Origin of the sequence: Promicromonospora aerolata, from assembly GCF_042682255.1 — a bacterium.
In the GTDB taxonomy this organism is placed as follows: domain Bacteria; phylum Actinomycetota; class Actinomycetes; order Actinomycetales; family Cellulomonadaceae; genus Promicromonospora; species Promicromonospora aerolata.
The window spans coordinates 3,814,972-3,833,656 of record NZ_JBHUHF010000001.1; the positions used below are offsets into that span (position 1 = coordinate 3,814,972).

General features: G+C 71.4%; 22 protein-coding genes and 1 riboswitch. Of the genes, 14 read left to right on the forward strand and 8 right to left on the reverse strand.

Annotated elements, in window-relative coordinates; genetic code table 11:
• Positions 1–40: 40 nt before the first annotated feature.
• Complete coding sequence (locus ACFSL2_RS16955; RefSeq protein ID WP_377198962.1) at positions 41–1,453, reverse strand: aminotransferase-like domain-containing protein; 1,413 nt, start codon at positions 1,451–1,453, stop codon at positions 41–43.
• Here ACFSL2_RS16955 and ACFSL2_RS16960 point away from each other — a divergent pair.
• The 5 genes from ACFSL2_RS16960 (at position 1,452) to ACFSL2_RS16980 (ending at position 5,189) form a co-directional block, all read left to right on the forward strand.
• Entirely contained in the window at positions 1,452–2,372 is a 921-nt protein-coding gene (locus ACFSL2_RS16960) for a DMT family transporter (RefSeq protein WP_377198963.1), read from the forward strand. The genes ACFSL2_RS16955 and ACFSL2_RS16960 overlap by 2 nt on opposite strands.
• A 73-nt stretch (positions 2,373–2,445) precedes the next feature.
• Complete coding sequence (locus ACFSL2_RS16965; protein WP_377198964.1) at positions 2,446–2,805, forward strand: DUF3817 domain-containing protein; 360 nt, start codon at positions 2,446–2,448, stop codon at positions 2,803–2,805.
• Between the two features lie 61 nt (positions 2,806–2,866).
• Positions 2,867–3,376, forward strand: a complete 510-nt coding sequence (locus ACFSL2_RS16970; protein WP_377198965.1) for a VOC family protein — start codon at positions 2,867–2,869, stop codon at positions 3,374–3,376.
• 40 nt (positions 3,377–3,416) lie between these two features.
• Positions 3,417–4,235 (forward strand): MerR family transcriptional regulator, encoded by an 819-nt coding sequence (locus tag ACFSL2_RS16975; protein WP_377198966.1) that lies wholly within the window; start codon positions 3,417–3,419, stop codon positions 4,233–4,235.
• A 447-nt stretch (positions 4,236–4,682) separates the two neighbouring features.
• Positions 4,683–5,189, forward strand: coding sequence for an FBP domain-containing protein (locus tag ACFSL2_RS16980; RefSeq protein WP_377198967.1), 507 nt, complete (start codon positions 4,683–4,685; stop codon positions 5,187–5,189).
• Positions 5,190–5,282: 93 nt separating this feature from the next.
• On the opposite strand, the gene ACFSL2_RS16985 is transcribed toward ACFSL2_RS16980, so the two are convergent.
• Entirely contained in the window at positions 5,283–5,540 is a 258-nt protein-coding gene (locus tag ACFSL2_RS16985) for a hypothetical protein (RefSeq protein ID WP_377198968.1), read from the reverse strand.
• An 81-nt stretch (positions 5,541–5,621) separates the two neighbouring features.
• Between ACFSL2_RS16985 and ACFSL2_RS16990 the strand changes: the two genes are divergently transcribed.
• Positions 5,622–6,140: a mycothiol transferase gene (locus ACFSL2_RS16990; RefSeq protein ID WP_377198969.1), complete on the forward strand. Its 519-nt coding sequence runs from the start codon at positions 5,622–5,624 to the stop codon at positions 6,138–6,140.
• Positions 6,137–6,871: a GH25 family lysozyme gene (locus tag ACFSL2_RS16995; protein ID WP_377198970.1), complete on the forward strand. Its 735-nt coding sequence runs from the start codon at positions 6,137–6,139 to the stop codon at positions 6,869–6,871. The genes ACFSL2_RS16990 and ACFSL2_RS16995 overlap by 4 nt, the downstream gene beginning before the upstream one ends.
• Before the next feature lie 7 nt (positions 6,872–6,878).
• On the opposite strand, the gene ACFSL2_RS17000 is transcribed toward ACFSL2_RS16995, so the two are convergent.
• On the reverse strand, positions 6,879–7,397 hold the full coding sequence (locus ACFSL2_RS17000; RefSeq protein WP_377198971.1) for a GNAT family N-acetyltransferase: 519 nt from the start codon (positions 7,395–7,397) through the stop codon (positions 6,879–6,881).
• Between the two features lie 79 nt (positions 7,398–7,476).
• Entirely contained in the window at positions 7,477–8,586 is a 1,110-nt protein-coding gene (locus tag ACFSL2_RS17005) for a winged helix DNA-binding domain-containing protein (protein WP_377198972.1), read from the reverse strand.
• A 103-nt stretch (positions 8,587–8,689) separates the two neighbouring features.
• Here ACFSL2_RS17005 and ACFSL2_RS17010 point away from each other — a divergent pair, with 103 nt between their 5' ends.
• The 4 genes from ACFSL2_RS17010 (at position 8,690) to ACFSL2_RS17025 (ending at position 11,366) form a co-directional block, all read left to right on the forward strand.
• Complete coding sequence (locus ACFSL2_RS17010; RefSeq protein WP_377200844.1) at positions 8,690–9,250, forward strand: SigE family RNA polymerase sigma factor; 561 nt, start codon at positions 8,690–8,692, stop codon at positions 9,248–9,250.
• On the forward strand, positions 9,247–9,804 hold the full coding sequence (locus tag ACFSL2_RS17015; protein ID WP_377198973.1) for a PASTA domain-containing protein: 558 nt from the start codon (positions 9,247–9,249) through the stop codon (positions 9,802–9,804). Before ACFSL2_RS17010 ends, ACFSL2_RS17015 begins: the two co-directional genes overlap by 4 nt.
• Before the next feature lie 66 nt (positions 9,805–9,870).
• Entirely contained in the window at positions 9,871–10,317 is a 447-nt protein-coding gene (locus ACFSL2_RS17020) for an SRPBCC family protein (RefSeq protein WP_377198974.1), read from the forward strand.
• 353 nt (positions 10,318–10,670) lie between these two features.
• Complete coding sequence (locus tag ACFSL2_RS17025; RefSeq protein WP_377198975.1) at positions 10,671–11,366, forward strand: C40 family peptidase; 696 nt, start codon at positions 10,671–10,673, stop codon at positions 11,364–11,366.
• A gap of 128 nt (positions 11,367–11,494) precedes the next feature.
• Here the strand turns inward: ACFSL2_RS17025 and ACFSL2_RS17030 are convergent, their stop codons facing one another.
• Entirely contained in the window at positions 11,495–12,406 is a 912-nt protein-coding gene (locus ACFSL2_RS17030; protein WP_377198976.1) for a hypothetical protein, read from the reverse strand.
• A 165-nt stretch (positions 12,407–12,571) separates the two neighbouring features.
• Positions 12,572–12,768: riboswitch (cyclic di-AMP (ydaO/yuaA leader) on the forward strand.
• A gap of 1 nt (position 12,769) precedes the next feature.
• Between ACFSL2_RS17030 and ACFSL2_RS17035 the strand changes: the two genes are divergently transcribed.
• Positions 12,770–13,519: a C40 family peptidase gene (locus tag ACFSL2_RS17035; protein ID WP_377198977.1), complete on the forward strand. Its 750-nt coding sequence runs from the start codon at positions 12,770–12,772 to the stop codon at positions 13,517–13,519.
• A 146-nt stretch (positions 13,520–13,665) separates the two neighbouring features.
• Here ACFSL2_RS17035 and ACFSL2_RS17040 read toward each other — a convergent pair whose 3' ends face one another.
• Both ACFSL2_RS17040 and ACFSL2_RS17045 read right to left on the reverse strand, forming a co-directional pair.
• The gene (locus tag ACFSL2_RS17040) at positions 13,666–14,568 is read right to left on the reverse strand and encodes a hypothetical protein (protein WP_377198978.1); all 903 of its coding nucleotides are present in this window, start codon (positions 14,566–14,568) and stop codon (positions 13,666–13,668) included.
• Between the two features lie 47 nt (positions 14,569–14,615).
• Positions 14,616–14,882, reverse strand: a complete 267-nt coding sequence (locus tag ACFSL2_RS17045) for a GlsB/YeaQ/YmgE family stress response membrane protein (RefSeq protein ID WP_377198979.1) — start codon at positions 14,880–14,882, stop codon at positions 14,616–14,618.
• A gap of 210 nt (positions 14,883–15,092) precedes the next feature.
• Between ACFSL2_RS17045 and ACFSL2_RS17050 the strand changes: the two genes are divergently transcribed.
• Positions 15,093–15,935: an ion transporter gene (locus tag ACFSL2_RS17050; RefSeq protein WP_377198980.1), complete on the forward strand. Its 843-nt coding sequence runs from the start codon at positions 15,093–15,095 to the stop codon at positions 15,933–15,935.
• Here the strand turns inward: ACFSL2_RS17050 and ACFSL2_RS17055 are convergent.
• Complete coding sequence (locus ACFSL2_RS17055) at positions 15,932–17,860, reverse strand: class I tRNA ligase family protein (protein ID WP_377198981.1); 1,929 nt, start codon at positions 17,858–17,860, stop codon at positions 15,932–15,934. The genes ACFSL2_RS17050 and ACFSL2_RS17055 overlap by 4 nt on opposite strands.
• 587 nt (positions 17,861–18,447) lie before the next feature.
• Between ACFSL2_RS17055 and ACFSL2_RS17060 the strand changes: the two genes are divergently transcribed.
• Positions 18,448–18,669, forward strand: a complete 222-nt coding sequence (locus ACFSL2_RS17060; RefSeq protein ID WP_377198982.1) for a hypothetical protein — start codon at positions 18,448–18,450, stop codon at positions 18,667–18,669.
• Positions 18,670–18,685 lie beyond the last annotated feature (16 nt).

Genomic DNA, 18,685 nt, shown 5'->3' on the forward strand with positions numbered 1-18,685 from the left:
GAACCGTTGGTTTCTGGCAGCAGATGCATGCTGACCACACTCACGTCGGCTGCCGCGCCAGCATCTCGCCGATCACCCGAACACCCTCCGGGAAGGCCCCGGGATTCGGCCCGGAGTAGTTGAGCCGGAGGTACGCACCGGTCGGCTCGGCGGGGAACCATTCATCGCCCGCGGCCACGATGACGCCGTCGGCCTCGCAGTCGCGGACCAGGCGTGCGACGTCGGTCGTGTCGGGCAGCCGCACCCAGAGGTTCAGCCCGCCCTGCGGGACCGACTCCACCCGTGCCTCCGGGACATGCTCCCGGAGCGCGCCGAGCAGCAGGTCGCGGCGGGCGGCGAGCTGCTGGCGCAGACCACGCAGGTGGGTGCGCCAGGCGGGCTGGGTCACGACGTCGAGGGCCGCCGCCTGCAGCAGGCCGCTCACGTACATGGCCTCGGCCTGCGCGTCGGCGAGGATCCGTTCGCGGGCCGGGCCCCGGGCGACGAGCCCGGCGACGCGCACCGCGGGCGAGACGCTCTTGGCCAGGGAGCGCAGGTAGACCACGTGCCCGCCGTCGTCCCGGGCGGCGAGCGGGACCACGTCCTGGGTGATCCCGAAGTCGTGCGCCCAGTCGTCCTCGATCACGAAGGCGCCGTGCTCGCGGGCCAGCCGGAGCACCTCGTCGGACAGGTCGGGCGACCAGCAGGCGCCGGTCGGGTTGGCGAAGCTCGGCTGCGCGTACAGGGCGCGCGCACCGGTCCGGTCGAAAGCCCGCGCGAGCTCCTCCGGGTCGGGCCCGTGCGGCCCGCTGGGCACCGGTACGAGCTGCACGCCCACCTGCTCCGCGGCGAGGATCGCGCCCCAGTAGGTAGGCGATTCCACGAGTAGCGGTCGCCCCGCACCGACCAGGGCACGGAAGGCCGTGCTGAGGCTGGTCTGGCTCCCGGGAAAGACCACGACGTCGCTCGGCGCCGGCGGCGCGACGCCGGCGGGTGCCGCACCGCCCAGCTCTGCCGCGAACCAGCTCTGCAGCTCCGGGAGCCCGGCGGCCGGCGGTCTGGCGACGGCGGCGGCGCTGCGGGCAGCCCGGGTGAACGCGGCCCGGACCAGCCGTTCGGGCAGCAGCTCACGGTCCGGATAGCCCGAGTGCAGCGCGACCACGTCGTTCGGAGGGGTGTGCAGGGCCGTGGCCAGCTGGTGAGCGGACTTCGGCCGCGGGCCGAGGGCCGCTGTCTGCCAGCCGTAGTCGTTGGGGCGGGCCACCCGAACCGTCCGGACGAAGGTCCCGACGCCCGGTCTGCTCTCGACCGCTCCCTGCGCGGCGAGGGTGCGCAGCGCCTTCTGCACGGTGACCGGGCTGGCGCCGTACTGCGCCACCAGCGCACGGCTGGACGGTAGCCGGGCTCCCGGGGCTGCGGTGGCCATCCACTCGTGCAGGCCTGCGACGATCCGTGCACTGCTATCGTCATACATGACAGACAACAGTAGCGCTACTCTCATGGCGGCGCCGCCGCTATCTACCTCGCGGGCCGGGCTCTGGTGGGGCCTGCTCGGCGTGGCCGCCTTCTCGTTCACCCTTCCGTTCACCCGCGTGGTGGTCGACGACGGTGGGATGTCGCCGCTGTTCGTGGCCTGTGGCCGTGCGGTCGTCGCCGCCGTGCTCGCGGCGGCCGCGCTCACGATCACGCGACAGCGTCTGCCGCGCGGCGGGCAGTGGGTGCGGCTCGCCGTCGTCGCCGCCGGTGTGGTCGTCGGTTTCCCGGTACTGACGTCGTTCGCGCTCGAGACGGCGTCCGCGAGCCACGGCGCCGTCGTCATCGCGCTGCTGCCCGCGGCGACGGCGGTCCTGGCCGTGCTCCGCGGGCACGAACGGCCGCGCACGTCGTTCTGGGTCATGGCCGCACTGGGCGCGATCGCCGCGGTCGGGTTCGCCGCGGTTCAAGGCGGCGGGCTCGGCAGCCTGCGCGGCTCCGACGTGCTCCTGCTGACCGCAGTCGTCGCGTGCGCCGTCGGCTACGCGGAGGGCGGGCTGCTCGCCCGTGAGCTCGGCGCGTGGCAGACGATCTCCTGGGCGCTCGTGCTCGCAGGGGTGCCGATGGCGCTCGTCACCGTCTTCACGATGGCGCAGCGGACGCCGACCGGCACCCCGCTCGACTGGGCGCTGTTCGGCTACCTCGGGGTGGTGAGCATGTTCCTGGGCTTTTTCGCCTGGTACCGAGGCCTCGGGATCGGCCCGATGGCGCAGGTCAGCCAGGTCCAGCTCGTCCAGCCCGTGCTGACCATCTGCTGGGCGGCGCTGTTGCTGCGCGAGCACATCACGTGGCCGACGGTGCTCGGCGGGGCGGCGGTGATCGTGTGCGCGGGTGTCGCCGTCCGGTCCCGGCTGCGGTAGAGGGGCGATACGGAGCACCGCCGGACGTCGGGCAGACTGGGGGAGCACCCGCCTCGCCTCCGGAAGGTTCCGCATGCCCCCGCTGTCTCGCCTCGGCCGCCTGTTCGCCATCGTCGCCTGGATCGAGGCGTTCACCTGGGCCGGACTGCTGGTCGGGATGTTCCTCAAGTACGTCACCGAGACCACCGAGGCCGGGGTCTGGCTGTTCGGCCGACTCCACGGCGGGGCGTTCGTGCTGTTCGTCGCGGTCACCCTGTTCGTGGCGGTCAAGCTGCGCTGGGGCTGGTTCCGCACGCTGGTGGCGCTCGCCTCGTCGATCCCGCCGCTGACGACGCTGCTCGCCGAGTGGTGGCTGAAGCGGTCCGGCCACCTCGCCGACCCGGCCGATCGTGCGGGCGCACGGACACCGGCGGACCTGCAGGCCACCCGGTAGCTCCTCCTGGTCAGCCGGCACGGCTTGAACCTCACGCCACGTGAGGGACAACGCTGACTGCATGACCGAGATCTACCCTGCCTTCGACATGGGCCCCGTGCCCCTTCCCGCCACCGACGCCGAACCCGCCGAGCTGTTTCGCGGCATCTACGGCATGCCGATGTTCGTCTCCGTACCCACCGGCGACCTGGCCGCCTCCGTGGAGTTCTGGACACGTGGCCTCGGCTTCTTCGAGTTCTTCTCGGCCCCCGGCCAGGTCACGCACCTGCGCCGGTGGGCGTTCCAGGACGTCCTGCTGGTCCCGGCGCAGGCCGCCGACAACCCGCCTGCGGCGACGGTGAGCTTCTCGTGCGTGCTGAACCAGCTCGACCAGATCGCCGCGGCGTGTGCGGAGCTGCTGCCCGGCAGCACGACCGGTCCGCGCCCGACACCCTGGAACACGATGGACGTGGACGTGATCACGCCGGAGAACATGCGGGTCACCATGACCGCCGCTCGTCCCTACGACCCGACCAGCGCCGAGGCCCAGAACCTGCGTGACGACCTGGGCATCGAGGGCCCCTCGGCGTGACGCCGACCGGCCACCCGGCCCGGCTGCGAGACTGGGAAGGATGACGTATCCGGGCAGCCACGACGCGGTGCCGCCGGACGGCCTGACCGTCGGCGGCGCCGCGTCCGTCGTGGGCGTCACCGTGCGCACCCTGCACCACTGGGACGAGACGGGGCTGGCACGCCCGTCAGGGCGCACCTCCGGTGGCCACCGGCTCTACGACGCCGCCGACGTCGCCCGCCTCCACCGGGTGCGCCTCTACCGCGACCTCGGCGTGCCCCTCACCGACATCGCAGCGCTGCTGGACGCACCGGCCGACGACGCCGAGCTGTCCCTGCGTACGCAGCGTGACCAGGTCCGCGAGCGCATCCAGCAGCTGGAGCGGTCCGCGGAGGCGCTCGACCGGCTGATCGAGGCCCGCCGGTCCGGCATCCTGCTCTCCCCCGAGGAACAGGTGGCGATCTTCGGCCAGGACTGGCGGCCGTCCTGGCAGGCCGGCGCGCGGGAGCGCTGGGGCGACACGCTCCAGTGGGCGCAGCACGCGGAACGCTCGGCGGGCCGGAGCGCCGAGGACTGGCGCCGGATCAGCAAGGACGTCGAGGCGCTGCACACGGACCTCGCCGAGGCCGCCCGCGGAAGCGTGCGTCCCGGGAGCGCGGAGGCGAACGCCCTGGCCGAGCGGCACCGGGCGTCGCTCGGCTCCTCCTTCGACTGCACGCACTCGATGCACATCTGCCTGGGCCGTACGTACGTCACGGACCCCGGTTTCCGTGCGTTTCACGACGACCTCGGGCCCGGCCTCGCCGACTGGCTCAAGGAGGCGATCGACGCCAACGCCCGGTCCCATGGCGTCGACCCCGAGACCGCGACCTGGGAGTGAGTCGGCACCGGCACGCTGTGCCGAAAACGCTGTGCCGAAAACGGCGTGTCGAAAACCATGTGTACCTCGGCCGGAGCCGTGTCGTAGCATCGAGCCGTCGGCCGTGCGGCATTCGTGCCCGGCCGGCCCATCGGACACGAGGAGCGAGAGATGCGGGAACTCACCGCGGGATGCGGGGCGGCCGTACAGGCCTGCTCGGGCAGTTTCCCGACCCGCGTCACGACTCTCTGACCAGGCACGGCAGCACGCCGCGTCGACCGCTGCGGCGGTCGTGCGGGCAGCGGCCCGACGTCGGAGGGCGGGCGCGGCATCGTCCCCTGCCCTGCCGCTGGCCGGCCCGGTGACCGATACGCCTCGGTGACCGCGGCGCCGTCGTACACGCTCACCGTGCACGTTCACGACAGCCACGCCTGCCGGCGCCCTCCGAGCGACCGGAAGCCGATACCCATGAATCCCCTGACCGAGAAGCAGATCCGCGCGTCCTTCCTGAACACGAGCAAGCGGGAGGCCGCGCAGGCCACCCTGCCCGACCTCGAGGCGCTCGACTGGGAGCGCCTCGACTACGTCGGCTGGCGCGACCGCAAGGCGCCGCTGTCCGCGTACGTCGTGCTCGAGCTCGACGGCCGGCCCACCGGCGTGCTGTTGCGCGCCGCCGACGCCAAGGGCGGCCGTCCTCGGGCCAAGGGCGTGTGCGCCTGGTGCGAGGACGTCGTGGTCACCGACGACGTGTCCCTGTACGTCGCCCGCCGAGGCGGCGCCTCCGGGCGCAACGGCAACACGATCGGCACGCTCATCTGTACCGAGTTCGGCTGTTCACGGAACGTTCGGCGCCCACCGACGTTCACGGAGGCCGGCAACGACCCGGACATGCAGGAGCTGATCACCGCCCGTCGCATCGCCGGTCTGCGCGAGCGGGCCGCACGGTTCGTCGCAGAGGTCGGCAGCACGCGCTGACGTACCCGTCGGACGCACAGGTCCCGTAGGCCTGTGCGTCCGACATGCGCACGTGGGGCACTGCGGTCGGTGGCGGGGCGCACCATCGTCGGTTCATGCCGGCGAGCCCGCCCCGGTCCGCAGGCGCGCGGCGGCCGCGATGGCGGCCTCGCACCACACGACGGCGGGCCGGTCGACGGCGCCGTGCACCACGATCTGGCGGCACAGCTCGCCCAGGCCCTCGGTCGCCGCGCGCTCGGCGTCGACCCCGGGGAACATCCGGTGCACGGAGAAGACGACGGCCCGGCGGTGCGCTGCCCACTCCGAGGGGTTCGAAGCGAGGCCGTAGGTCCTGCCCTTTGTCTGCGTCATGCACTACGGACGCACCGACCGCTCCGATGTCACAGCACTTCGGCGACCGAGTTTGTCGGTGTCTCGCAGTAGCCTCACGACGTGTCCCTCTCCGACCGCGAGCCACCTCCCCACACCACCGATCCCGCTGCCCTGTTCGCCGGCTACCTCGACTACTACCGGCACGCCGTCGACCGGAAGCTGCGCAGCCTGTCCGACGCCGAGCTGCGCACCTCCCGGCTCCCGTCCGGCTGGTCGCCGCTCGAGCTGCTGGTCCACCTGGTGCACATGGAGCAGCGCTGGTTCCGGTGGGGCTTCCTGGCCGAGCCGGTCGACCGCCCCTGGGGCGACCATGCGGGCCAGGAGCCGCACGGTCCGTGGGTGGTGCCCGACGGCGTCGGCCTGGACGAGCTGCTCCAGGCGCTCCACACCGGCGGCAGCAGGACCAGTGACGTGCTCGCGACGCACGGCCTGGACGAGCACGGCGCGCTCGGAGGCCGGTTCACCGAAGACCCGCCCACCCTCGCCTGGATCTGCTTCCACGTGCTGCAGGAGTACGCCCGGCACGCGGGACACCTGGACATCTCGGCCGAGCTGGCGGGCGGTATGACCGGCGAATGAGGACTCGCAGAGCCCTGTGGACAGCGGCAGCAGGAGTCATGCTCGTGGCGGTGCTCGGCCTGCTCGTGGCCAACGGGATCGTCTGGCCCAACCGGATCCTCGCCGCCCGGTACGACGTGCGCGGTGTGGACGTCGCGCACTACCAGGGTGCGATCGACTGGGACGTGCTGGCCGCGCAGGATCTCGACTTCGCGTGGATCAAGGCCACCGAGGGCTCATCGCACACCGACGAGCGGTTCGCCGAGAACTGGGCGGACGCCACCGAGACCGACCTGCTCGTCGGGGCGTACCACTTCATGAGCTTCGAGAGCCCTGGTGCCGACCAGGCCGCACACCTCGCGTCCGAGGTACCCGCCACCGCCGGCACGCTGCCGCCGGTCATCGACCTCGAGTTCTACGGCGGGTTCCACGAGGACCGACCGACGGCGGACGAGGCGCACGCGATCCTGGACCCGCTCGTCGCCGGCATCGAGGAGCACTACGGTGCCGCTCCGATCGTGTACGCGACCGAGGACGCGTACGACCTGTACCTCGCCGGCCGCTACCCGGACCTGCCCGTCTGGATCCGGTCGGTGGCGTGGGCACCCCGGCTGTCGGACGGTCGCGACTGGACGGTCTGGCAGTACTCGAACCGGGACCGGCTGCGCGGGTACGACGGCGTGGAGCCCTACATCGACATGAACGTGTTCGTGGGCGACCGCGCCGAGCTCGAAGCGCTCACACTCGACTGATCCCGGCTCAGGGCAGCGAGATGGTGCCGACCAGGTCGCTGCCACTGTGGGCCAGCTCGAAGCCGATCCGCTCCAGCGACCGTCGCGCCATGGAGTTGCTCACCGTCGTGCGGGCGACCAGCCGCTTGGCGTCCATCGTCTGTGCCGCGGCGAGGGCCCAGTAGGCCACCTCACCGGAGATGCCCTGACCCCGGTGCGACTCGCCGAGCCAGAGGCCGACCTCCCGGCCCTCCGGGTCGTCGTCGACCAGGGCGAGGCGGGCGGCACCGACGATCCGGCCGCCGGCCGTCACGGCCCAGGTCACCTCGGCGACCGGCGCCTGCGTGCTGACCCGGCACCGGCGGTGATAGTCACGGAACGCCTCTTTCCGCTGATCCGTCCAGGTCGTGCGGGGTTCGGTAGTCGTCTCTCCGGCTGCGGGCGGCATCACCTCGCCAGGTCGGGCCTCGGCCACGGCCAGGGCGAGGAGATCTTCGAGCACGGCCTCGTCCACAGGGACCAGGTCGACCATCATCTGCGACGTCACCTCGCGGATGATAGTCGCATTTCCAGCCGGTTGGGACTGGTGAAACTTTCAACCACCTGACCCGCGGTCAGGAGCGGGGCTACGCGCCCTTCGCATAGTCGATCCGGCCCAGCCCCAGCCATGCGGCGAGCCGCTCGACCTCGGCGTGCACCGCGTCCATCGTGGCTCCGTCGAACGGCAGGTCCTCGTGCACGGCGAAGACGTTCAGCACGCCCGCCTTGCGGTCCGCCTTGGCGTCGAGCTTTCCCACGAACCGTTCGCCGTGCAGGATCGGCAGCGCGAAGTAGCCCCAGCGACGCTTGCCCTTCGGCTTGTACATCTCGAGCATGTACTCGTAGCCGAACAGGTCGAGCAGCCGGGGCCGGTCGGCCGCTATCGCGTCGAACGGGGACAGCAGGGCGGTGCGGGGCTCGAACGGCTCGTCCGCACGCTCCAGCAGGTCGCCGTCGACCCGCCACTCGCCGTCGACCCCCTCGACCTGCACCGCCTCGCCCGGCAGATCCACCCAGTAGACGCCGTCGCCCGCTCGACCCTGCGTGCGGCGCCGGGCGATACCTTCCGCCGCCAACCGCCGCTCCACCCGCTCCACGAGGGCCTGCTCCAGCGGCACCGCCTCGACCTGTGGGTACGCGCGCTCCGCCAGGTCCCACAGCCGCTGCCTGCCCTTGCGGCCCACGATCGCGAGCCGGCCCTGCATGTTCAGCGCCTCGAGCATCTCGGCCACGCTGCGCCGGCTGCTCCACCCCTCGGCGCCCCAGGTGTACGGCACCCGGGCCGTGTCCGGCACGTCCTTGGCGAGTACCGGCCCGTCCGCCTCGACCAGCTCCAGCACCTCGCGCGCGAAGCCGGCGTTGTCGGCGAGCCACTGCCGCATCGTCTCGTTCTGCGGCCACCGGTCCATCTGCTCCAGGTAGAGGGGCAGGTCGCTCATGGACCGCACGGTGCCGCGCAGCTGGAACAGCATGCGGTCGGAGATCGCGTCGTCCACCGCGCCCTGCCAGTACTCGTTGCCGAGCCGCGACCAGCAGACGAGGTCGACCGCGGGAGCCAGGGCCGACGTCGGGTCCACCGAGAGGAATGTCAGGTCCTCCACCAGGTGCACCAGGTCGACCGGACGCCGGGCGTCGAGCAGCTGGGCACGGAGCGCGATACGACGTGCCTGCTGCACGGTGAGCCGATGCGTGGCCATGCGGCGAGGATACGGGCGAGGATACGGAGGGACCGACACGCGCTGTCGAGCGTCCACTCAACCTTTTGGCCTCCCGGACCGTGAAGGAGGCATGAGCATGCCGATGGTCGCGGGGAGATCGAGCCCCGACAAGGTCCAGGCGATAGACATCGTGGTGGTGGCGGACACGGAGGCCGAGTTCGCCGGCTTCATGGCCCGGTCGGCTCCCGCCCTGGCACGGACCGCCTGGTTGTTGTGCGGTGACACCCACCAGGCCGAGGAGCTGGTGCAACAGGCCCTGATGAAGACGTACCTGGCCTGGCCGAAGGCCCGGCAGGGAGAACCGCTCGCCTACGCGCGGCGCGTCCTCGCCAACCTGCGGATTGACCGGTGGCGCCGGCGCCGTCGAGAGGTCCTCATGGCCTCCGACGCCCTGCCCGACCGGACGGACACCGGCCAGAGCCCGGCCGATCAGCATGCCGAGCGCGACCGCCTGACCCGCGCACTGCTGCTGCCGACCAAGCAGCGCCGGATCGTGGTGCTCCGACACCTCGAAGGACTCACCGAACGCGAGGTCGCCGACGCGGTGGGCGTCTCCGTCGGCACGGTGAAGTCCACGGCCTCGCGCGGCATCACCCGCCTGCGCGAGGTGCTCGAGGCCGAGGACGCGGCGGGTACGTCATGAACGACACCGGACACCACGAGCGTGAGGAGCGGGTCATGAACAACGACGAGCAGTTCGTGGAGATCCTGCGCGACCGGGTCGGCCGGGTGGCGCCGACCATCGACGTCGACGTCACCCACGTGGTCCCCGCCGCACGACGACGGCGGGCCGCGCGGGTCGGCGGTGCCACCCTGGCCCTGGGACTGGTGCTCGGCGGGGGCGCCTGGGCCGCCATCACGCAGGAAGCCCCCGGGACCGCCCTGCCCGGCGGCTCGATGACGCTCGAGGTGGAACCGTCGCCGGATCCGAGCGGACCACCCTCGACCTCGAGCAACGACGACCGGCCGAGCGACGAGGGCGAGCCCGTCGAGAACTCCGTCGTGGTGCCCGACCTCACCGCGATGACCGTCGAGGACGCCGGGGTCGCCTGCGAGCAGGCACATCTCACCTGCACGGTCGTGGACACCACGTCGGACACGGTGCCGGCCGGGACCGTCATCTCGTCCGACCCAGCGGCCGGCACCCTGGGCACCTGGGGCTCCATCGTGACCCTCCAGCTCTCCACGGGTCCCTGACCTGGCGGTTCGCCACGGGCCTCCGGACGTACCGGCCGCTCCGCAGCCGCGCGTAGCCTGGGGCCCGTGGCCCACGCGTACCGCACCAGCACCCGGGTAGAGGCACCCGCCGACATCGTCTGGCAGGTGCTGTCCGACGTCGAGCGCATGCCCTCCTGGACCAGCTCCATGACCAGCGTGACCCTGGTCCGGCCGGCGGCCAGGATTGCCGTCGGCTCCCGCGTCGAGGTCCTGCAGCCCGGCCTCCCCCAGGCCACCTGGGAGGTCGACGGCCTGGTCGAGGGCCGCGGCTTCTCCTGGTCGAGCACCACCCCTGGTGTCCGCACGGGCGCCGCGCACCAGGTCGCACCCGTGTCCGACGCCGCGTGCGAGGTCACCCTGGTGGTCGCGCAGAGCGGCATGCTCGCCGGGCTGACGAACCTGGTCCAGGGCTCCAGGGCCCGAGAGCTCGTCGACACGGAGCTGGCCGACCTGAAGTCCGAGTCCGAGGCCCGCGCCCGGGACAGGAGCTGACACGCCGCCGGAGACCGGCGTGTCGCAACATTTCTTTTCCCCTTTTTTGTGCCGTCCGGATGTCCGTCTTGCCCTTCACAATGGCCTCTTACGCTGGCAAAAGGCATCTGGTCGAAAAATTACGCGCGTTCCAGAGAGCCTGATACTTCACGACAACTGTTATCTGATCGAGACAAGGTCGTAACCCGTATGTAGCGTCGGATCCGTTGTGCCACCGGAGGCACGACCGTGGGCCCCATTCCCCAGATCGGTACGGGCCCGCGCAACCGGCGACTTGGAGAACATCGGTGAGTACCACCGTCCGACGCGGTCGACACCGCGCCGATCATGCTCCTAGCACTCCCCTGATGACCGTGACCCGTACAGCAGCCCGTTCGGGTGCACTGATCGCGGCATCGTCCGGACTTCTCGCGACGGCGTTCGCACCCAGCGCACACGCCGTCATGGGAGACGGTTCGAACCGCTTGGCAAGCGTCGACATGACCGCACTGACGCAGGACGCCCGCAAGGAGCTCGCGGCGGCGCCGGCGGTACAGGTCGCGAACGATGCGAAGCTCCGCATCGAGAGCAAGGCCGTCAAGGTAACCCCCGCTCCCGAACCAGAGCCCGAGCCAGAGCCCGTCGTCGAGGCCGGCACCGAACCCGAGGCGCAGGCCGAGCCGGCCGCGGCGGTCGAGCCGGCCGAGCCGGCCACCCCGGACTACGCGTCCGACGGGTCCATCGGTGCCCAGGCCGTGGCGATCGCCATGCAGTACCTGGGAATCGCCTACACGTACGGCGGCGAGTCGCCGGGCACGGGCTTCGACTGCTCGGGCCTGATCAAGTACGTGTACGCCCAGCTCGGTGTCCCGCTGCCGCACTCGTCGTCGGCCATGGTGTCCTCCGGCTACCAGGTGACGTCGCCGATCCCCGGCGACATCGTGTGGACCCAGGGGCACGTCTCCCTCTACGCGGGCGACGGCATGGTGGTCGAGGCCGCCAACTACGGCACACCGGTCCGCCACACCGCCCAGTGGCAGGACTACGCGGTCTACATCCGCCCGTACTGACCGGCACCCGTTTGCTGGCCGGCACCCCTTGCTGGCCGGCCCCCTTGGCTGGTGGGTGTGCTCGTGGCGCCTCGGACGAAGGTCTCGTCGCGACGAGCACGCCCACCGACCGGAGGCCGGTAGCAGTCTCAGGCCCAGGCCTGCGAGAGCTCGTCCTCGGCTTCCTCGCCGGTCTTCCGCTCCGCCTCGCGCGAGAGCCGGAGGGCCGCGATGGTGGCGCCGAGCAACAGGGCGACCACCCAGGCGCCGAGCTGGTGCCCGTCTGGCACGATCGCCGCCGAGGCGAGCTCGTTCCAGACGATGTCCGCTGCGACGAGCGGGTTCTCGGTGAGCTCGGACCCGGGCCAGATGTTCTCCTGCACGGCCAGGAGGGCCGGCCAGGTGGCCTGCAGGACCCACACGACGGCGGCGGCGGGCAGCCAGCCCAGGAGCTCGATCGGCTTGCTGTCCACGGCGAGCCCGAACGCGACGCCCAGGGCCACCGCGAAGAGCCACCACGTGCCGGTGGGGGACACCGCGTTGCCCGGCAGGAGGCCCCAGAGCCAGCCGTCGACGAGCACCACCGGCAGCGCCAGTGCGAGACCACGCAGGGGCGCAGGGCCGAGCGCGGTCAGCAGGCCGGCCGCCAGACCGACCGATCCGGCGACGCCTGTGATCACGAGCATCCCGAACGGCGCACCGTCACCGGGCACGCTCCCCCGCAGCGCGAGCCACCAGGAGGTGCCACCGGTGGCGGCCATCGCCAGCACGGTGCCCACGATCGCCGCGGCGGCCCCCGCCCTGGCCGACGCCGGGATGCCTGCCGTGGCGCCCCCGAGGAGGCCGCCGATCAGGGCCATGACGACCAGGCCGGCCACCGCGTCGTCGGCGGTGTACGGGAGGGGCAGAAAGCCTGCGCCGCCCACCGCTGGACCGCCGACAAGGCCGGTGACCTCGTACAACGCCTGAAGCAGCCAGGGGAGGAAGCCGCAGAGCCACCAGGCGGCGGCACTGATGAGAAGCACCCACCAGGCGGAGATGCGGTACGCACTTTCGGCCATGCCGCCGAACGGTAGCGGATGTGTGTGATGCCGGTCATAACCACTCAAGACCGGAACGGCGTAAATCTGCGCCTTCGTGGGGTCAGACCGTAATGCGTAACCCGATCGTGACTTTTTCCGTGAACGTGTGTACTTTGACTTCTGCTCCCCCGCAACGGTGGAGCCGTGAGCCGGACGCCGAATCCTGTCACCGGTTCATGACCAGACGTTCGAGACAGGAGCGGGGGACCCACTTCCCGGGTGACAGCACGATCGTCACCCTCGGGGTGAAGCCGGACGGAACCCCCCAGTAGCCGTGCGGCCGGGTGTGTACTCCTACCCGAACCCGACAGCTGACCTCGCAGGCGGTACAGGAGACATTAGGTGACGAACTCCATCCGCGGCCGGCATCGTGACAGCCGGCCGGCCATGACACCACTGACCATCCTTGCTCGTACCGCCACGGAGAACGCCGGCACCGTCGCCCGCCGCGGCGCCATCGCCGCAGCTGCAGGTGGCGTTCTGATCTCGACCATCGCGACGACGGCCCACGCGGCCCCGGCGATGGACCTCAAGACCGACGTGAAGACGGCGAAGCTCAACTCGGTCGACCTGAACTCCCTCACCGCAGTGGCCAAGCAGGCCGTCGTGAACTCCCCCACCGTGACCGTCCCGGCCGACGCAAAGATGCCGATCGAGATGGAAGCCCTGGGCACCTCGTCCGACGCGGACGGCAAGACGGGTAGCGGCGAGGAGGGCGAAGGCCCTGCCGTCGTCTCGGTCGACGCACCGGACCCCGTCCCGGTGGGCCAGCAGGCCATCAATATCGCCTTCAACTACCTCGGCATCACGTACGTGCTGGGCGGTAACTCGCCGGCCGAGGGCATGGACTGCTCGGGGCTGATCCAGTACGTGTACGCCCAGCTCGGCGTGCCTCTGCCGCACCAGTCCACCGCCCAGCTCAACTCGGGCTACCAGGTGACCACCCCCGAGCCCGGCGACATCGTCTGGACGCCCGGCCACGTCGCGCTGTATGCGGGTGACGGCATGGTCATCGAGGCGTGGGCCGCCGGCATGCCCGTGCGCTACACCGAGATGTGGCAGAACAACCCGACGTTCATCCGCGTCGTCTGACGTGGTCTGAGTCACCGGCGCGCGAGCGCCGTAGCAGTGCACCGCGAGGCGTCGCCTCCGTGCCGGGTCACCGTCCGGCACCGGAGGCGGCGCCGTTCGCGTGCCCGGGTCGATCACCGGCTCATGTGACGTCGGGCTCGGCCCGGCTACTCCGCCTCCGGCCAGCCGCAGCTGTCCCCGATGAAGTCGTACAGGGCAGCGCGCGCGGCGTCCGGCATCGGCACGTAGAACACGTGCTGCGCCGTGCCGTCGACGCTCGCCAGCACGGGGAGGAACGTGCCGCGCTTGTCCTCGCCCACGGCGTGCGCGTCACAGCGGGTGGGCACCACCGGAAGAACGATCTCGCCGGACCGTTGCCCGTCCAGCCTGCGCCCCGTCCAGCCCGCGGCGCCTCCGCGGGTGTCGGGGTTGGTCAGGAGGGTGGTCTCGGTGACGTGGTCGATCGTGACCTCGGGGCCGCCGTCGACCGGTTCGACCCGCACGGTGACGAACGCCGTCAGCTCGCCGTCGCGCATCTCGACCGGCACGTCGGGCTGCACGGCGAGTCGCACGCCGGTCTCCACCGCTGCCCGGGCACAGTCCACGGCGTGGTTGCGGGCGAGGTGCCCGGCGGTGTCACGCACCTCGCGGACCGTGAGGTCGGTCGCCGGACCGTGGTCGTCGCCCTCGCCCAGGGCCACCGTGATCGTGGCGGACGGTGTGGCGTCCGGTTCCGGCTCTGCGGGCCCTGCCGGGAACCCCGTGCACTCCGCCTCGCCCAGCCCGACGTAGACGTCCCGCGTCGCGCCCGGCCGCAGGGTACGCGGGCGGTCCTTGGTCTGGTGCGACGGCCCGAACCCGTCGGCGTGCAACGCCCCGGCCAGGAGCGTCATCGTCCGGTCCGAGCCGTTGGTGACCGCCAGGAGGATCTCGCGGTCGGCGTACTGCGTACGGCCCTGCTCCACCTCGACGCTGAGGTGCGGGCCGACGTCGTCGGGTACCGGGCCCACGGTGGACGACGGCGGCCGTGGGCCGCCCGCCGCACACGAGACCGCGGCCGCACCGGTCAACGACGCCAGGAGGACGACGATGACGGCGCGGCCGCGGGATGCTGCGATCAGGCCTTCTTGCGGCCGAAGATCGCCTGGACGATCAGGATCACGATGATGGCGCCGACGACCGAGGTGAGCCATGCCGACCAGGACCAGAAGTTCTCCATCAGGTCGACGTTGAAGATGAGGCCGCCCAACCAGCCGCCGAGCATGGCGCCGAGCACACCGAGGAGCAGGGTGAGCCAGAAGCCACCCGGCTGCTTGCCCGGGATGACGATGCGGGCGATGACGCCGGCGATCAGTCCGAGGATAAGAAAGGCCCAGAAGCCCATGGTGTGTTTCCTCCAGAGTGGTTTGACTGCTTGCGCACCACCCCAGCACCGATTGAACGAACGCGCCACCGGACCCGCCGAATCAGGCGCATATCCGGACAATGCGCCCGGTGAATCGGCGGACCATCGGCGCGCTACAGTTCGCCCGGGCAAGTGCGAGAAGTGGTACCGGAGCGTGGCCTCCGGGCACGTGACGGACAAGGGGAGTCGATGAACCAGGTGATCGGCGCGGAGGCCGAGCCGCGGACGCTACGGGGCAGGGTCCGCATCCTGCTCGAACGCACGTGGTTCAGCCGCCTGGTGCTCAGCGTCATCCTGGCGAACGCCCTGGTGCTGGGTGCGGAGACCATGGTGACGGGGACGGCGCTGTCCGTGCTGCACACGATCGACCACGCCATGCTCGTCTTCTTCGTCGTCGAGCTGCTCCTGCGGCTGTTCGCCAACGGCCGGCGGTTCTTCACCGACCCGTGGAGCGTGTTCGACCTCCTCGTCGTCGGTGTCGCGTTCCTGCCGGCCAGCGGTTCGCTCTCGGCGCTCCGTGCGCTCCGGGTGCTCCGGGTGCTGCGCGTGATCACCGTGGTGCCGTCCCTGCGCCGCGTGGTCGACGGCCTGCTGCGCGCCGTACCCGGGATGGGTGCCGTGGGCGCGCTGCTGATCCTGGTCATGTACGTGTCGGCCGTCATCGCCACCGGACTGTTCGGCGAGACCTCCGAGGAGTACTTCGGCAGCCTCTGGATCTCGCTGTTCACGCTGTTCCAAGCCATGACGGGCGAGGCGTGGCCGGACATCGCGCGCGCGGTGATGGTGGCCCACCCCTCCGCGTGGGTCTTCTTCGTGCTCTACATCCTGGTGGTCAGCTTCGCGGTGCTGAACCTGTTCATCGCCGTCATCGTCAGCGGCATGGAGGAGATCACCGACGAGGAGCGCAAGGACGACGAGCAGAAGGACGAGCGGCTCGACGCCCTGGCCGAGCAGAACCGCGAGATCCTCGCCGAGCTGCGCGCGCTGCGCGCGCTGCGCGCGACGGTCGGCGAGGACCGTGCCGACTCCTAACGGCGTGGAGCCACCACCACGTTGACGAGGCGGGGCGGCCGCACCACGACGCGCAGCACCGGCCGCCCGCCGACGGCCCGCGTCACGGCCGGACGGGCCAGCACGGCCCGCTCCAGCTCGGCCGCCGCGATGTCCGCCGGCACCGACAGCCGGTCCCTGACCTTGCCGTCCACCTGGACCACTCCCTCCACGTCGGCCGTCACCAGCAGCTCCGGCTCCACGGTGGGCCATGGTCGGCCCGCCACCGGCGTCGTGTGCCCCAGGCGCTCCCAGAGCTCCTGGGCCGTCTGCGGCGCGAACAGGCCGAGCAGCACCGCCACCGCCTCGACCGCCTCGCGGTAGACCTGCTCACCGTCCCCGTCGGCCACACCGGCGCCGGCCGACCCAGCCCGCCGCACCTCGCCGACCAGCGCCATCAGCCGAGCCAGGGCGACGTTGAACCGCCCGGCCGCGACGAGCGTGTCGACGTCGTGCACGGTGCGGTGCACCGCCCGGCGCAGGCTGTCGGCGCCGGCACCCCTCGGCCCGGATCTCGACCGGCTCGACCACGAGGACGGCACCAGGCGCAGCACCCGGGCCAGGAACTTCCGCATCGCCTCCGGCGACACGTCCGCCCAGTCGACGTCGTCCTCCGGCGGCCCCGAGAACAGGATCGCCAGCCGCACGGCGTCGACCCCGTGCCGGTCCAGCTCCGCCGCCAGGTCCACGCCGTTGCCCAGCGACTTGCTCATCGCCCGGCCCCGGTTGACCACCTGACCCTGGTTGAGCAGGCGGGCGTACGGCTCCGGTGAGGGCAGCAGGCCCATGTCGTACAGCACCTTGGTGACGAACCGCGCGTACAGCAGGTGCATCGTCGCGTGCTCCACACCGCCGACGTACAGCGCCGCGGGCATCCACCGGGCCGCGTCCTCCGGGCGGAACGGGCCACCGTCGTAGCCCGGCGAGAGGTAGCGCAGGAAGTACCAGGACGAGTCCACGAACGTGTCCATCGTGTCGGTGTCCCGTTCGGCCGGACCACCGCACCGTGGACAGGTCGTCCGCACCCAGTCGTGCGCCCCCGCCAGGGGCGAGACGTCGCCGGGCACCAGCTGGTCGCCCTCCAGGTACGGCAGCTCGACGGGCAGCTGGTCGTCCGGCACCACCACCTCCCCGCACGCCGGGCAGTGCACCACGGGGATCGGCGCACCCCAGTAGCGCTGCCGCGAGACGAGCCAGTCGTGCAGCCGGTAGGTGGTGCCGGCCGGCCCGTGCTCCCTGCCGATCCAGTTCCGCTGCATCGTCAGCACGTGCGCCGGCCAGCCCGGCTCCAGCACCGCCATGTCGTCCAGCAGGCGATCGGCATATGCGGTGATGCGAAAGAACCACTGCGTCAGCGTGCGGCCGACGACGGCCGTTCCGCAGCGCTCGCACGTGCCGTCCACGACCTGCTCGTTCGCCAGCACCGTCCGGTCGCTCGGGCACCAGTTCACCTCTGCCGCGGCACGGTAGGCCAGACCGCGCTCGTGCAGCCGGGCGAACAGCCACTGGGTCCAGCGGTAGTACTGCGGCTCGTGCGTGTGCAGCCGCCGCGACCAGTCGAACGAGACGCCGTAGCGACGGATCGACGCCGCCTGGGTGGCAATGTTCGCCTCGGTGAACACGGCGGGGTGCTCGCCCCGGCGGATCGCCGCGTTCTCCGCCGGCAGGCCGAACGAGTCCCAGCCGACCGGGTTGAGCACGTCGAAACCCTTGGCCCGCCAGTACCTCGCCACGACATCGGTGATCGCGAACACCTCGGCGTGGCCCATGTGCAGGTCGCCCGACGGGTACGGGAACATCGTCAACACATAGCGGCGTGGACGGGCGCCGTCGTCGGACGCCTGGAACAGGTGGCCCTCCGCCGGGACCTCTCCGGGCGGGCCTGGGGTGCGGTACGTCTCGGTCATCGCTCTCGTCCTCCGGTGCGTCGATCGGGTCCGGGCACGAAAAAGCCCCTCGCAAGGAGGGGCGGCCGCACCGGTTGTGCCCGATCGAGGGCGGATCCGATGCGGCTAGGCGAGGAGCGAGCGTGCGTGGCGCATGCCCCCACGATATGCGGGCCGGCCGCACGGCGTAAAGGCATGACGTAGAGGTGCGAGCGCCGGCTCGGTCCGCCGCCAGCGAGGTCCGAGCCGGCGCTCGCGCCGAGAACGGGGGCCGTGGCTCGGCGTGCCCCCAGCGCACTCCGAGCCACGGCTCCCGTCCGACGCGCCGCAGCTCGGCCCGCCCCCAGCGAGGTCCGAACGTCGTCCGCGTCGCACCTAGGACGCAGGCACGTCCCGGAAGTCACAGCACTGAGGATGCTTTTTCATGTGGCCTGGGTCACACACCTACCGGATCCTGTCGCACGGCGCACGGTGAACGCCGCGGGACGAGCGGCCAGATACCGCGGTGCCATACGGTCGGCACGCCCTCGAAACCGGACAGAGCAGAAGAAATCGAAGAAACTCCCACAAGTGCTGTGACATCCCGGCGTCTCGCGCGTCTGGGCTGCATGGAACACACCGAGCACCCCGAACTTGTTCGTCTGGGCGCCCAATACCTGCGCGCGTACGCGGACGGCGATGCCGTCAATCTCTACCGCCTCGCCGACGCGTGGGGTGCAAGCGATCTCATCGCCGCCACCTGCGAAGTCGCCCTCGCGGTGATCCACGCGACCGCCGGACCGCAGGGCCTCGACGCGGTATCGACCACATTCTCGACGAACCGGAGGTAACACCGATGAACAGAAC

Excerpts from the sequence above, each read along its gene's own strand:
- ACFSL2_RS16985 (WP_377198968.1), bottom strand. The coding sequence starts at position 5,540 with ATGACGCAGACAAAGGGCAGGACCTACGGCCTCGCTTCGAACCCCTCG.
- ACFSL2_RS17060 (WP_377198982.1), top strand. The coding sequence starts at position 18,448 with ATGGAACACACCGAGCACCCCGAACTTGTTCGTCTGGGCGCCCAATAC.
- ACFSL2_RS16955 (WP_377198962.1), bottom strand. The coding sequence starts at position 1,453 with ATGTATGACGATAGCAGTGCACGGATCGTCGCAGGCCTGCACGAGTGG.
- ACFSL2_RS16980 (WP_377198967.1), top strand. The coding sequence starts at position 4,683 with ATGAATCCCCTGACCGAGAAGCAGATCCGCGCGTCCTTCCTGAACACG.
- ACFSL2_RS16965 (WP_377198964.1), top strand. The coding sequence starts at position 2,446 with ATGCCCCCGCTGTCTCGCCTCGGCCGCCTGTTCGCCATCGTCGCCTGG.
- ACFSL2_RS17045 (WP_377198979.1), bottom strand. The coding sequence starts at position 14,882 with ATGGGCTTCTGGGCCTTTCTTATCCTCGGACTGATCGCCGGCGTCATC.
- ACFSL2_RS17015 (WP_377198973.1), top strand. The coding sequence starts at position 9,247 with ATGAACGACACCGGACACCACGAGCGTGAGGAGCGGGTCATGAACAAC.
- ACFSL2_RS17010 (WP_377200844.1), top strand. The coding sequence starts at position 8,690 with ATGGTCGCGGGGAGATCGAGCCCCGACAAGGTCCAGGCGATAGACATC.
- ACFSL2_RS16970 (WP_377198965.1), top strand. The coding sequence starts at position 2,867 with ATGACCGAGATCTACCCTGCCTTCGACATGGGCCCCGTGCCCCTTCCC.
- ACFSL2_RS17055 (WP_377198981.1), bottom strand. The coding sequence starts at position 17,860 with ATGACCGAGACGTACCGCACCCCAGGCCCGCCCGGAGAGGTCCCGGCG.
- ACFSL2_RS17030 (WP_377198976.1), bottom strand. The coding sequence starts at position 12,406 with ATGGCCGAAAGTGCGTACCGCATCTCCGCCTGGTGGGTGCTTCTCATC.
- ACFSL2_RS17050 (WP_377198980.1), top strand. The coding sequence starts at position 15,093 with ATGAACCAGGTGATCGGCGCGGAGGCCGAGCCGCGGACGCTACGGGGC.
- ACFSL2_RS16975 (WP_377198966.1), top strand. The coding sequence starts at position 3,417 with ATGACGTATCCGGGCAGCCACGACGCGGTGCCGCCGGACGGCCTGACC.
- ACFSL2_RS16995 (WP_377198970.1), top strand. The coding sequence starts at position 6,137 with ATGAGGACTCGCAGAGCCCTGTGGACAGCGGCAGCAGGAGTCATGCTC.
- ACFSL2_RS16960 (WP_377198963.1), top strand. The coding sequence starts at position 1,452 with ATGACAGACAACAGTAGCGCTACTCTCATGGCGGCGCCGCCGCTATCT.
- ACFSL2_RS17005 (WP_377198972.1), bottom strand. The coding sequence starts at position 8,586 with ATGGCCACGCATCGGCTCACCGTGCAGCAGGCACGTCGTATCGCGCTC.